The 12,872-nt window shown below is 74.8% G+C and carries 10 protein-coding genes; 2 read left to right on the top strand and 8 right to left on the bottom strand.

Annotated elements, in window-relative coordinates; genetic code table 11:
- Positions 1-2: 2 nt before the first annotated feature.
- From xerC to trmFO, 3 genes are all read right to left on the bottom strand, one after another.
- Positions 3-932, bottom strand: coding sequence for a tyrosine recombinase XerC (gene xerC / locus MNY62_RS16650; protein WP_242345314.1), 930 nt, complete (start codon positions 930-932; stop codon positions 3-5).
- A gap of 147 nt (positions 933-1,079) precedes the next feature.
- Positions 1,080-2,669 (bottom strand): hypothetical protein, encoded by a 1,590-nt coding sequence (locus MNY62_RS16645; protein WP_242345313.1) that lies wholly within the window; start codon positions 2,667-2,669, stop codon positions 1,080-1,082.
- A complete protein-coding gene (gene trmFO / locus MNY62_RS16640; RefSeq protein WP_242345312.1) occupies positions 2,621-3,976 on the bottom strand; it encodes a methylenetetrahydrofolate--tRNA-(uracil(54)-C(5))-methyltransferase (FADH(2)-oxidizing) TrmFO in 1,356 nt (451 codons plus the stop codon). Before trmFO ends, MNY62_RS16645 begins: the two co-directional genes overlap by 49 nt.
- Positions 3,977-4,179: 203 nt before the next feature.
- Between trmFO and MNY62_RS16635 the strand changes: the two genes are divergently transcribed.
- Complete coding sequence (locus tag MNY62_RS16635) at positions 4,180-4,572, top strand: TraR/DksA family transcriptional regulator (RefSeq protein WP_242345311.1); 393 nt, start codon at positions 4,180-4,182, stop codon at positions 4,570-4,572.
- Between the two features lie 141 nt (positions 4,573-4,713).
- Here the strand turns inward: MNY62_RS16635 and topA are convergent, their stop codons facing one another.
- From topA to pgeF, 5 genes are all read right to left on the bottom strand, one after another.
- Positions 4,714-7,140, bottom strand: coding sequence for a type I DNA topoisomerase (gene topA, locus MNY62_RS16630; protein WP_242345310.1), 2,427 nt, complete (start codon positions 7,138-7,140; stop codon positions 4,714-4,716).
- Between the two features lie 14 nt (positions 7,141-7,154).
- Entirely contained in the window at positions 7,155-8,018 is an 864-nt protein-coding gene (gene dprA, locus MNY62_RS16625) for a DNA-processing protein DprA (protein WP_242345309.1), read from the bottom strand.
- 201 nt (positions 8,019-8,219) lie between these two features.
- Entirely contained in the window at positions 8,220-9,566 is a 1,347-nt protein-coding gene (locus tag MNY62_RS16620) for a LysM peptidoglycan-binding domain-containing protein (protein ID WP_242345308.1), read from the bottom strand.
- A complete protein-coding gene (locus MNY62_RS16615) occupies positions 9,563-10,444 on the bottom strand; it encodes a tetratricopeptide repeat protein (RefSeq protein ID WP_242345358.1) in 882 nt (293 codons plus the stop codon). Before MNY62_RS16615 ends, MNY62_RS16620 begins: the two co-directional genes overlap by 4 nt.
- Before the next feature lie 33 nt (positions 10,445-10,477).
- On the bottom strand, positions 10,478-11,254 hold the full coding sequence (gene pgeF / locus MNY62_RS16610) for a peptidoglycan editing factor PgeF (RefSeq protein WP_242345307.1): 777 nt from the start codon (positions 11,252-11,254) through the stop codon (positions 10,478-10,480).
- Positions 11,255-11,281: 27 nt separating this feature from the next.
- Between pgeF and MNY62_RS16605 the strand changes: the two genes are divergently transcribed.
- Positions 11,282-12,751 (top strand): GGDEF domain-containing protein, encoded by a 1,470-nt coding sequence (locus MNY62_RS16605; RefSeq protein WP_242345306.1) that lies wholly within the window; start codon positions 11,282-11,284, stop codon positions 12,749-12,751.
- The last annotated feature ends 121 nt before the right edge of the window (positions 12,752-12,872 follow it).

Genomic DNA, 12,872 nt, shown 5'->3' with positions numbered 1-12,872 from the left:
GATCAGCTGCGCTCGCGCTTCGCGCGCGGATGGGCCGCGTCGTAGACCGCGGCGAGCCGCTTCCAGTCCACGTGGGTGTAGCGCTGCGTCGTGGAGAGCGAGGCGTGCCCGAGCAGCTCCTGGATGCCGCGCAGGTCGGCGCCGTTCCCGAGCAGGTGCGTCGCGAAGCAGTGGCGCAGCACGTGCGGGTGCACGTGGCGCGGCAGCCCGGTGGCGAGCACGGCCCGGTCGAGCCGCCGCGCGACCGAGCGGGGGCTGAGCCGTCCGCCGCGGTAGTTGAGGAAGAGCGCCTCGCGCGCGGTGGCGTGGTCGCGGCCCGTGGCGAGGACCGGCCGGGCCTCGTCGAGGTAGCGACCGATCGCCTCGGCCGCAGTCACGCCGAACGGGACGATCCGCTCCTTGCTGCGCTTGCCGAGGACCCGCACGAGCCGCTGGCCGAGATCGAGCGACTCGCGGTCGAGCCCGGTGAGCTCCGAGACGCGGAGCCCGCTCGCGTAGAGCAGCTCCAGGAACGCGCGATCGCGCAGGTCGAGCGGCGCGGCGAGCGCGGGGGCCTCCACGAGCGCCGCGACCTCCTCCTCGGGCAGGACCTCGGGGAGCCGCTTCGGGCGCTTCGGGCCGGAGACCGAGCGCGCCGGGTTCGCCGGCGCGAGCCCCTCGCGCACGAGGAACCGGTAGAGCGTCCGGATCGCGGAGAGCTTGCGCCCGAGGCTCATCGCCCCGGCGTCGCCCGCCGCGCGCGCGAGGAAGGCGCGGACGATCGCGGGCGAGGAAGGGACGACGCGCTGTCCCGCGTCCGCCAGGTACGCGGCGTACTGGGAGAGGTCGGTGAGATACGCCTTCACCGTGTGCGGCGAGGCGCGGCGCTCCGTGCGGAGATAGGCCGCGAAGCGCTGGATCTCGGGCGGGAGGGTCCCCTCGTCGACGGGCACGTGCCGATCGGTAGCACCGGGTCAGGGAGGACGCGAATTTCGAGGTCGAGGTCGTCCCTCGCGACCTCGCGCCTCGCACGGCGCCGAGGCGCCCAGCTCGGGATGAGACGCTCCTCGGTCCGTCGGCGTCGAGGTCGGGGGCGGCCCTCACCTCGGCAGCTCGGCCACGTACACCCCCGCCCGCTTCGGATCCACGACCACGTAGGCGACGCGCCGCGAGTCCGGCCCGAGGAAGCGGGCGGTGCCGGGGAGCACGTGGGTGTCGATGGAGACGAGCTTCCCGCCCTCCCAGAGCGCGACGTCCAGCGCGACCATGTCGGAGCGCTGCCAGGTGACGAGGAGCCGCTCGGGATCGCGCGGGTCGAACTCGAAGCTCTTCACCCCCTGCGCCACGGCCTCGGGCTTCTTCCCCCCGGCGAGCCCGTTCGCGGGCACGCGCTCGAGGTCGCACGCCTCGGCGTTCCGGGTGCAGCGCGTCCGGAAGTAGAGCCAGCGCGCGTCGGGCGAGAAGGCGAAGCCGAAGACCCCCTGCGCGACCCGCTCCGCCGGAGTTCCCTTCGGCGCCTCGAGGTGCGCGAGGGCGAGGTCGACCGAGTAACCGCCCCGGGTCGAGTGCTGCATCATCGCGAGGTGGGCGCCGTCCGCCGAGAGCTCGAACTCCGAGACGTTGGCGCCGAAGGTCCGCGGCGAGAGCCCCGGGCCGCCCGCGCCGAGGACGCCGGCGCGGACGCGGGGATCGTAGTGCTCGAGCCAGGCGAGGCGCGGCGCGCGCGCCGCCCAGCGAAACTCGCCCACCTCACGGCCGCACAGCGCGCCCGGCTTGCCGACCGGCCCGGCGTGGAGCTCGCCCTGCTGGCCCGGCTCGACGTCCGCGACGTAGGCGAGCGCGCCGCCGTCCCGCGAGAACGCGAACGCCCCCACCCGGCGCGCGACCCGCGCCGGCGCGCCGCCCGCCGCGAGCATGAGGTCGTATCCGCCGGCCGCCTGGACGGTGAACGCGTAGGCCGCGCCGCCCGGAGCGAAGGCGTACTCGCCGGTGCGCTCCGCCACGCGCGCGGGCGGCTCGCTCGCGGCGCGCACGGCGAGCAGCGTCCCGCCCGAGCGGACCGCGCGGCGAGCGAGCGCGGTGGTCGCCCCCGCGCGCGGCGCGGCGTCGCGGGCGAGCAGCTCGAACGAGGAGAGCCCATCCGCGCCCGGCAGCCAGGCGGGGGCCTCGCCGGGCTTCACCCACAGCAGACGCCCTCCGGCGATCGCCGCCACGCGATCGCCGCCGGCAGCGAACCCGGTGAACGTCACGCCGTCGGCGATCCTCGCCGGCTCGCCGCCGGCGCGGGCGACGTAGAGCGTGCCCGCGCCCGCGAGGTAGTCGTACTCGCCGAGCGCGGCGAGCACGTCGCCCTGGGGCGCCCACGCGAACCCGTGCGGGAGCGTGGTGACGGAGGGCGCCACCTTGCGCGCCTCACCGCCCGCGACGGGCACGACCCGCAGCGCGCAGCTCGCGGTCTGGGGCGGGAGGTACTGCCCCTTGACCTCGGCGCACCCGTCGAGGAACGCGAGCCACGCGCCGTCCGCCGAGCCCTTCAGGGCGCGCACCTGCCCGCGGTGCACCGCGCGGCCGAGCTCGCGCTTCTGCGTGGAGTCGCGCTCGCCGGTGCAGCCGGCCGCGAGGGCGGCCGCGGCGGCGAGGGTCAGGGCCGGGAGGCCGATGGGGCGGCGTCCGCAATGGGGTCGATCCACGACGCGATCTCCTTTCGCGCCCGCTCGACGTGGGCCTCCTTGCGCGCGGCCTTGCCGCGGTGGCGCCCGGTGAGCGGGGGGAACAGCGCGAACACGACGTTCGTCGGCTGGTAATCGTACCCCGGCGGATGGGCCTCGCCGGTGAGATGTCGATGGAGCGCCCCGAGCGCGGTCGCGGCCGGGGGCGGGAGGAAGGGGCGTCCGGCGAGCCGGTCCAGGATGGCGCGCGCGGCGAGGTGACCGCACGCGGCCGACTCCACGTAGCCCTCGACCCCGGTGATCTGGCCCGCGAAGAACAGGTGCGGCCGCTCGCGCGCGGAGAGGTCCGGCGCGAGGACGCGGGGCGCCTCGAGGAACGTGTTCCGGTGGATCTGCCCGAGGCGCACGAACTCGGCGTTCGCGAAGCCGGGCACGTGCTCCCTGAAGATGCGCCGCTGCTCCGTCCAGGTGAGGCGCGTCTGGAACCCGACGAGGTTGTACGCCGTCCCGGCCACGTCCTCGCGGCGAAGCTGCACGACCGCGTGCGGGCGCCGGCCGGTGCGCGGGTCCTCGAGGCCGACGGGCTTCATCGGCCCGAAGGCGAGCACCTCCGCGCCCCGCTCGGCCATCACCTCGATCGGCAAGCAGCCCTCGAAGTAGCGCGGCTCCTCGAACGCGTGCGCGGGGACCTTCTCGCCCGCGAGGAGCGCCGCGACGAACGCGCGGTACTGCCCCTCGTCGAACGGCAGGTTGAGGTAGTCGTCCCCGCCGCCCTTTCCGTAGCGGGAGCGCGCGTACGCGATCGACATGTCGATCGAGTCGGCCGCCACGATCGGCGCGATGGCGTCGTAGAAGTGGAGCCGCCCGCCGGCGAGCGCGGCGACGTCCGCCGCGAGCGCGTCGCCGGTGAGCGGCCCGGTGGCGACGAGCGCGAGCCCGGGCCCCGGGGGGAGGCGCAGCACCTCCTCCTCGCGGATGCGCACGCGCGGATGGCCGCGCAGCCGCTCGCCGACGAGCCCGCTGAACCGCTCGCGGTCGACCGCGAGCGCGTCCCCCGCCGGGACGCGGGTCGCGTCGGCGGCGGCGAGGACGAGGCTTCCGAGGCGGCGCAGCTCCTCGTGGAGCAGCCCCACCGCGTTGTGCGGGTTGTCAGAGCGGAGGGAGTTCGAGCACACGAGCTCCGCGAGGCCGTCGAGCACGTGAGCGGGCGAGCGCCGGCCCGGCTTCATCTCGACGAGCTCGACCTCGACGCCGCCCTCGGCGAGGCGCCAGGCGGCCTCGCTCCCCGCGAGCCCCCCGCCGATCACCGTCACGCACGCGTGTCCCATGTCCCCCCGTCGTCCCATCGCATGGCTGGCTCTCCGCCAGCCGAGCGCCTATCGATCTCTCGGAACCCCGACGACCTGGCCGCCTCGCCCCACGGTGCGCAGCTTTCGAGCCGGGCGCGCCCGGGGCCCGGGGGGCGGCGGCGAGAGAGGTTTCGGCCGGACCGGGCGCGCTCCATCTATCGTCCCGGCGAAAGGAACGCAACGTGGCCGACGACAGGTTCGAGACGCTGAAGAACGAGCTGCAGCGCCGCCGCCGCGTGATCCTCGAGACGTTCCGCCGCGCCGACGCCGAGCTCGACGCGCTCCGCTCCGCCGAGCGGGACCCGGAGTTCGAGGAGGGGGCGCAGACCGACCACGAGGCGTTCACCCTCGCGCGCCTCTCCGAGAACCAGCGCCGGGACCTCCAGCAGATCGACGCTGCCCTCGCGCGGATCGACGCTGGGACGTACGGGATCTGCAAGGACTGCGAGCAGGAGATCGACCCGCGCCGGCTCGCCGCCCTGCCCTACGCGGTCCTCTGCACCGAGTGCGCAACCGGCAGCGAGCGGGCCGCGGCGCCGCGGTTCGTCGCGCCGGCGCAGCCGCCGAGCATCTGATCTGACGGGGGCTGCGCCCCCGCCCCGCCGACGGCTGACCGCCGTGCCCGCTCACCCTGAGCGTAGCGCCCGCGAAGCGGGCGCGAAGTCGAAGGGCGGGGCCCCACCCCTGCTCGTAGGGGCCGCCTAATCACATCGCGGTTACGCGCCCTCGGGCGCGGTCTCCGACGCCTTGGGCTCCGAGTCGCGCCGGTAGCCGCACTCCTTGTTCGGGCAGGCCACGTACGGGCCGGTCTTCTTGGAGTACTTGTCGAGGAGGTACGCGCTGCCGCACTGCGGGCAGGTCTCGTTCCGGGGTCGGTCCCAGGACACGAAGTCGCACTTGGGATAGGACGAGCAGCCGTAGAAGGTCTTCCCGCGGCGCGAGCGCTTCTCCGTGATGTAGCCGCCGCAACCCTTGGGGCAGGACACGCCGATCGAGATGGGCTTCGTGCCCTTGCACTCCGGGTAGCGGGTGCAGGCGAGGAAGCGGCCGAAGCGGCCACGCTTCATCACCATCGCGGCGCCGCACTCCGGGCACTTCTCGTCGGTCGGGACGTCCTCCTCCTTCTCCGGGACGATCTTCCCGTCGTCGCCGCGCTTGAAGTTCATGGTGTTCCGGCACTCGGGGTAGCCGGAGCACGCGAGGAACTCGCCCATGCGGCCCCACTTGATGACCATGGGCTTGCCGCACTTCTCGCACGTGAGCTCGGTCGCGATCTCCTGCCGCTTCACGTCGCGCATGTTGACCTCGGCCTTCGCGAGGTCGTCCTTGAAGCTGTCGTAGAAGTCCTTCAGGACCTGCTGCCAGGCGGCGTTCCCCTCCTCGATCTCGTCGAGCCGCTCCTCCATGCCGGCCGTGAAGGCGAGGTCCATCTCGCGCGGGAAGCTCTTCACGAGCTCGTCGGTGACGACGAGGCCGAGGTGGGTCGGCTTGAAGTTCCGCTCGATCTTCTCGACGTAGCCCTTCTCCTGGATGTTCTCGAGGATGGCGGCGTAGGTGGACGGCCGGCCGATGCCGCGCTGCTCGAGCTCCTTCACGAGCGACGACTCGTTGAAGCGCGGGGGCGGCTGCGTGAAGTGCTGCTCCGGGAGCAGCCGGCGGAGGTCGAGCGTCATGCCGGCCTCGAGCGGCGGGAGCTGGCGCTCCTCGTTCGCCTTCTCGCGATCGCCGTTCTCCTTCGCCTCCTCCTCGGCGCCGGCCTCCTCCTCGGGCGGCTTCGCGCCGTACACGGCGAGGTAGCCGGGGAACTTGAGGATGGAGCCGGTGGCGCGGAACGTGGCCCGGCCGGCGGTGATGTCCGCGGTCGTCTGGTCGTAGACCGCCGGGACCATCTGGCAGGCGACGAACCGGTTCCAGATGAGCTCGTACAGCCGGTACATGTCGCGCTCGCCGATCTGCTCGAAGAACGGGGCGACGCGCGCGGGCGTCCACTCGAGCGAGGTCGGGCGGACCGCCTCGTGGGCCTCCTGGGCGGCCTTCGCCTTCGTCTTGTAGACGTTCGGCGCCTCCGGCAGGTGATCCTTGCCGTAGGCCTCGGCGATGTAGCCGCGCGCAGCGTCCACCGCCTCGGTGGAGAGCCGGACGGAGTCGGTGCGCATGTACGTGATGAGACCGATCGCGCCCTCATCGCCGAGCTCGACGCCCTCGTAGAGCTTCTGCGCGAGGGTCATCGTCTTCTTCGCGGTGAAGCCGAGGCGGTTCGCCGCCTCCTGCTGCAGCTTCGCCGTCGTGAAGGGCGGCGGCGCGTTGCGGCGGCGCTCCTTCTTGTCCACGGTGGCGACGACGTAGGTCGCGCCGTCGAGGTCCTTCACGAGCGCGTGGGTGACCGCGCCTTCCTTCAGCTCCGCCTTCTGGCCGTCGACCTTCGAGAGCCGGGCGCGGAACTCCGGAGGGAGCTTCGCGGCGAGCTCCGCCTCGAGCGTCCAGTACTCCTCGGGCCTGAACGCCTCGATCTCGCGCTCGCGCTCGACCACGAGGCGCACCGCCACGGACTGGACGCGCCCGGCGGAGAGGCCGCGGCGGACCTTCTTCCAGAGGATGGGGCTGATCTGGTAGCCGACGAGCCGGTCGAGGATGCGGCGCGCCTGCTGCGAGTCGAACTTCTTGCGATCGAGGTCGAGCGGCTTCTCGATCGCCTTCTGGATCGCGTTCTTCGTGATCTCGTTGAAGAGGACGCGGCGGACGCGGCCGTCGCCCGAGTCGCCGATCTCCTCCGCGATGTGGAAGGCGATCGCCTCGCCCTCGCGATCGGGGTCGGTCGCGAGGAACACGTGCTCGGCGCTGCGCGCGGCGCGCTTGATCTCGGAGAGGACCTTGGCCTTCCCCTTGATGACGTCGTACTGCGGCGTGAAGCCCGCCTCGACGTCGACGCCGATCTTGGACTTCGGCAGGTCCTTCACGTGGCCGACGGACGCGCGGACGTCGTAGGAGCGGCCGAGGTACTTCTTGATCGTCTTCGCCTTGGCGGGCGACTCGACGATGACGAGGGTGCCCCCCGCCGCGGCCTTCTTCGCGGCGCGCTTGGGCGGAGCGGCCTTCTCCTTCTTCATGCCCTCCGCGGCTGCAGCCTTCGTCACTTTCGCCATCTGTCGGGGTCCCCCTACGTGCGGCGCAGAAAGTAATGGCCCGGGCGCTGCTCGCACAAACCCTCGAGCTCGAGGGTGAGCAGCCCGGCGAGCGCCGGGCCGGGCGCGAGGCCCGCCTGACGCGCGATCTCATCGGCATGGCGTGGGCGGCGGGCGAGCGCCGCGAGGAGCGCGCTCTCGCCGGCGGCGAGCGTGGGCAGCGCGAGCTGCAGGTGCGGCTCCGGCGTGCTCGCGATGCCGAGCGCCCCGAGCACGTCCTCGGCCGAGGCCGCGACCTTCGCGCCCCGGCGCAGCAGGGCGAGCGGCCCGGCGGAGAGCGGCTCGCGCACGTCGCCCGGCACCGCGAACACCGGAACGCCCTGCGTCCGCGCCCAGTCGGCGGTGACGAGCGCGCCGCTCTTCGCGGCCGCCTGCACGACCACGACGGCCTCGGACAGCCCGGAGATGATCCGGTTCCGCCGGGGGAAGTTCACCGGGAAGCCCGGCGTCCCGTCGGGCAGCTCGGAGAGGATCGCGCCGCCCTCCGCGAGCACCCGCTCGAGGAGCGGCCGGTTCGAGGCGGGGTAGAGCACGTCGACGCCCGTCCCGAGGACGGCGACCGTGTGTCCGCCGGCGTCGAGCGCAGCGCGGTGGGCGACCGCGTCGATCCCGAGCGCGCCGCCGGAGACGACCGAGACGCCCGCCCGGGCGAGCCCCGCGGCGATGCTCCGGGCGAGCTCCTCGCCGTAGGCGTCGGGGTGGCGCGAGCCGACGACCGCGACGCGCCGAAGGTCGGAGAGCGCGCCGCGCAGGCGCAGCTCCGCCGGACGATCGGGCGTCTGCGCGAGGCGGTCCGGGTAAAGGCCGTCGCCTGGACGGATGGTGGTCGGCTCCTCCATGGAGCGGGGCCATATACCCACCGGGTGGTGGAGCGTCAAGGTGGGGACCCGCCGCCGGATGCACGGAGCGTACCCGCCAGCACAGGCGAAAAAGCTCCCTACCCCCCGGAAACCGGCCGGATTGGGCGGACCCCGGCGCGCGCGGATCCGGGCGCGCCCGACGCTCCTTCGCAACGCTCGCTCGCCCAGGGGACGCGGGCGCTAGCGACCGCCGGCGCCCTCGGTGGGCGCGTGGGCGGCGCGCATCTCCACCCGGTCGCCGACCGCGAGCTCCACGAGGCTGCGCGTGACGAGCGCCGCGGAGGCGCGCTCCTTCACGTCGATGACGAGCATCTCGCCGACGTCCTCCTTCGGGAGGTTGGGATCCCAGGCCGGGACGCCCGGCGCGCGGCCGTAGGGGTCGCCCGCGCGGACGGCGGTGAAGACGTTGCCCTCCTCCACGCCGTCGGCCGTCCCACGGTCGATGAAGACGACGTGGTGCTCGCCGAGCTGGGTCACGACCTGGACCTGGCCCCCGACGATGGTGCCCTCGAGCGCGCGGCCGTTCGCGCGGCGAGCCACCCGGCGGAGGAACCGCTCCGTCCACGGCCCCAGCATCGCGCCGCGCTCGATCGGCTCGAACGCCTGGGTGATGACGAGCGTCGCCGCCTTCTTGTCCACCGCGACCACCTTGGCCGCGCCGAGCACGGTGGACTGCCAGCCGAAGAGCTCGTTCGTGCGCGGGTGCCGGATCGGCCGCTCGGTCTTGAAGATGACGTAGGTCTCGCCCGCCTTCACGTCCGCGCGCCGCTCGAAGTGCGCGTAGGCCTTGTCGAGGTTGGAGAGCATGAGCTTCTCCTCGAACGCAGCCTTGATCGCTCCCGACTCGGCGAGCTCGCGCGGGGTGACGAACGTGTCGTGGCGGGCGAGGAGCGCGCGGGGGGCGACGTAGCCGATCTTGTAGGGTCCGACGACCGCCACCGCGTCGCCGTCGTCGTCGCCCTTCATGTCCGCGCGCGAGAGGTCCTCGAGCTCGCGCGGCGGCGCGGGCTCGTCGGCCTCGGCGACCGGCTCCGCCCCGGCGGGCTCGACGCGCGTCGGCGCCTCGTCCGCGGAGGGGAAGAACCTGAGCAGGTTGCCCGGATAGATCCAGTGCGGGTTCTCGATGTCCGGGTTGTAGGACCAGATCTTCGGCCAGTACCAGGGGTTGTTGAGGTAGCGGCCGGAGAGATCCCAGAGCGTGTCGCCGGGACGGATCGTGTACGTGTCCGGCGTCGCCTGGCCGCTCCCGGCGGCGTCCTCCAGCGCGAGCGCGGCGCCCGCCACGGCGGGCTCGAGCCCCGCTTCGGCCGCAGCCGGCGCGGCGGCGGACGGATCCGAGGGGGCGGCGGCCGCAGGGCCCGCGGGCGCGGTCCCGTCCTGCGCGACGGCGCCCGCTGCCGCCTCGGCCTGGACCGCGTCGGCGCTCGCGGTTCGAGCGGCGTCGCGCGCCGCGTCGAGCGCCCCCGCCTGCGCGAGCGCCGCGACGGGGAGGAGGGCGAGGACGGCGACGAGGTGTCTGCGAATCATGGACCGCTCCTTGCCGGGACGCGCGGCGACGTGTCGCCGCCCTGCCCGGAGATGGCTGCGAGGCGGGTCCCGGCGCGTTCCGCCGCCGGGGTCCTCGGAAACTCGGAGACGAGGCGCTCGAGGATGCGGCGCTCCGCGCCGGCGCCGCCGCGCCGGGACTCGCAGGTGGCGAGCCGCTCGAGGGCGTCGACGAGCGCGTCGCCGGCGGGATAGTCGTCTCCGGCCCGCGCCGCGAGCGCGCAGGCCGCGTCGTCCTTGCCCGCGGCCGCGTACGCCTCAGCCGCCTCGACGAGCGCGTTGTCGGCAGCGGGGTGGCGGGGGTAGCGCGACACGAAGTCCTCGAGCGCGTGCGCGCGCGCGACGCCTTCGCTGCGGCGCGCGGCGCGGAGCTCGCGATCGGCCTCGACCGAGAGCTCGCGCCCGCCGCCGAGCGCGAGCGCCTCGAGCCTTTCGGGCGCGGGATCGGCGATCGGGATCGCGGTCGGGACGGGCGGCGGCGCGCGCCGGGACCTCGTGGGCGGCGCGGCGGGGGCGTCCGGGAGCGGCTCGGTGGGCGCCATCCTCAGGACGACCGGGGGCGGCTCGGCGGGCGCCACCCGGACGACCGCGAGATCCGGCGGGACCACGGGCGGGAGCGCCTCGGCGGGCGGGGCGCGGCGCTGCGCCGGCGGGGACGGATCGCGCGCGAAGCGCGCCGTGGCGAGCTCGAGACGTGCCGAGAGGCCGTCGACCTGGTGCGCGAGCGCCTCGTTGTCGGCCCGCAGCGCGCGCAGCTCGGCGCGGAGCGCCTCCACGTCGGAGGGCGCAGCACCGCCACCCCCGGCGCAGCCGAGCAACATCACGAGCGCCGCGGAGGCGTTTCGCGCGAGGGGTCTCAAAGCTCGAAAATTCTAGGGTCCGGGGGCCGCCCGTCAAGGAAGGGGCCCCTCGCCTGGACGCCGCGGATGTGCGATGCGCGGGGGAGCCCGGGGTGCGATGAAGCCTACCTGACGCCCCGTGCGGCCCGCGTCGCGCCGGTGGGAGAAGAACAGCTCCCGCTCGCAGGCGGTGCAGCGGCCGAGGACGTCGACGCGCTCCGCGCACACCCCCGCCTCCTCGAGCGCGAGGAGGTTCGCGCGCCAGAGGTCGAGGCGCACCGCCGCGCCACCGCGGACGACCTCGGCGCCGAACCGCGCCCGGAACCGCTCGGCGAGCTCGGAGGAAACCTCGTAGCAGCACGGGCCGATCGAGGGCCCGATGGCGGCCACCAGGCGCGCCGGGTCCGCGCCCTCGAGCTCGAGCGCGCGGACGCCCTCGGCGGCGGCGAGGCCGATCGTGCCGCGCCAGCCGGCGTGGATCGCGGCGACCGCTCCGCCGTCGGGATCGGCGACGAGCACCGGAACGCAGTCGGCCACGGACACGCAGGCGGCGACGCCGGCGGCGACGGACACGACCCCGTCCGCCTCCTCCGCGGGCGGAGTCGCCGCCGTCGCCCGGACGACCCGGGTCCCGTGGACCTGGCGGACGCGCGCGAACCGGAGCCCGGTGGCGGCCTCGAGCCGGCGCCAGTTCTCCTCGACCCGGAGCGGATCGTCGCCCACCGCGCCGCCGAGGTTCAGGGCCTCCCAGGGCGGCGGGGAGGCGCCGCCGGGGCGGGTCGTGAAGCCGTGCGGGAAGGCGGCGAGCCGCTCGCTCGTCAGGAGACGCATCCGCCGGGTTATAACCTCCTCTCGCCCATGCTCCGATCGATCCGGCGCTCCATCGGCCGCAAGCTGCTCCTCGCGGTCGGCGCCCCCGGCCTCCTCTTCTCCCTCGCGGTCGTGCTCTGGCTGCGCCACGAGAGCCGGGCGCTCGCGCCGGCCGTGGAGCCGCTCCACCAGATCGCGCTCGTGGCCCTCGTCGTGCTCGCGGCCGGACTCGCGGCGACGCACCTCATCGCCGTGCGCGTCGTCGTCGACCGGCGCCTCCGCAGGCTCGCCGCGGGCATGCGCCGCGCGCGGGAGGGCGACTTCCTGCACCGCGTGCCGGACGAGGGCGAGGACGAGATCGGCCAGGTGGCGCACACGTACAACGAGACGCTCGCCGCCATCACCGACCTCCACGTCCGCCGCCTCGAGGACGCGGCGTCGATCGCCGCGATGGAGCGCGAGCTCACGCTGAAGGCGGAGCTCGAGGCGCGCGTGCGCGAGCTGACGCTGCTCTTCGAGCTGGGGCGCACGCTCGGGGCGACGCTCGATCTCGACGAGCTGCTCCGCGCGACCGCCGCGCAGGTGGGGAGCGCGCTCGCGGCGCCGGAGCTGCAGGTGCTCCTCGTGGACGAGGCCACCGGCGAGCGGGTGGTCCGCGCGGCCCACGGCGTCGACGAGGCCGCGGTCGGCAAGCGGCTCCCGCCCGGCCAGCAGCGCCCGGGCTGGCTCGAGGTCCCGATGGCCCGCGGCGAGGAGGGCGCGGGGGCGATCGCGCTGCGCCCCGCCGGCGGCGGGCTCTCGCCGCAGGAGCGCCGGCTGCTCGAGGCGATCGCGGCGCAGGCCGGCATCGCGGTCGCGAACGCGCGGCTCCACCAGAAGATGGTCCGGCTGTCCCAGACGGACGCGCTGACCGGGGCGCACAACCGCCGGAACCTGTTCGCCCGCCTCGAGGACGAGCTCGAGCGGAGCGCGCGCTTCGACCACGCGACCGCGGTGGCCCTCGTCGACGTGGATCACTTCCGCCGCTACAACGACGCCTTCGGCCACGCGTCCGGCGACGCGGTGCTGCGCCGGGTCGCGGCGGTGCTCGGCGGCGCCGTGCGCAAGGTGGATCTCGTCGCGCGCTACGGCGGCGAGGAGTTCGCGGTGGTGCTCGCCCGCGCCGACCGGACGGCCGCGCTCGCGGCCGCCGAGAAGCTGCGCGCGGCCGTGACCGCCGCCGCGATCCCGCATCCGGGGGTCGGCGCCGGCCACGTCACGATCTCGGTCGGCGTAGCGATCTTCCCGGACGACGCGCGCGACCTCGGCGCGCTCATCGACTGCGCCGACGGGGCGCTCTACGCGGCGAAGCGGGCGGGCCGCGACGTGGTCCTCCCGTACGCGCCGGGGATGCGCGACCACCCGGGCCGCAAGCGCGACCAGCGCAGCGCGTCGGACGCCGACGCGGGCGAGCTGCGGCCCGGCGAGGGGAGCGCACCCGCCGCGGCGACGCCACCGCCCGCGAGCGGAGTCGCCTGACGGCCGTGGCCGCTTGCGTCGATCTTCCCCCGCGCGTGCTTCGACGAGCTCAGCACGAGCGGGTCGAAGACCGCTCGCGGTGAGCCTGTCGAACCGCGAGCAACCGGGATCGACACGACGG

The organism is Anaeromyxobacter terrae, assembly GCF_022690685.1.
GTDB lineage: Bacteria > Myxococcota > Myxococcia > Myxococcales > Anaeromyxobacteraceae > Anaeromyxobacter > Anaeromyxobacter terrae.
The sequence above is the reverse complement of the archived record's forward strand: the minus strand, read 5'-3'. Positions and strand labels throughout refer to the sequence as shown.

Bases quoted from the DNA above. Each gene is read 5' to 3' on its own strand.
- pgeF (WP_242345307.1), bottom strand. From the start codon at position 11,254: ATGCGTCTCCTGACGAGCGAGCGGCTCGCCGCCTTCCCGCACGGCTTC.
- trmFO (WP_242345312.1), bottom strand. From the start codon at position 3,976: ATGGGACACGCGTGCGTGACGGTGATCGGCGGGGGGCTCGCGGGGAGC.
- MNY62_RS16620 (WP_242345308.1), bottom strand. From the start codon at position 9,566: ATGATTCGCAGACACCTCGTCGCCGTCCTCGCCCTCCTCCCCGTCGCG.
- topA (WP_242345310.1), bottom strand. From the start codon at position 7,140: ATGGCGAAAGTGACGAAGGCTGCAGCCGCGGAGGGCATGAAGAAGGAG.
- MNY62_RS16605 (WP_242345306.1), top strand. From the start codon at position 11,282: ATGCTCCGATCGATCCGGCGCTCCATCGGCCGCAAGCTGCTCCTCGCG.
- dprA (WP_242345309.1), bottom strand. From the start codon at position 8,018: ATGGAGGAGCCGACCACCATCCGTCCAGGCGACGGCCTTTACCCGGAC.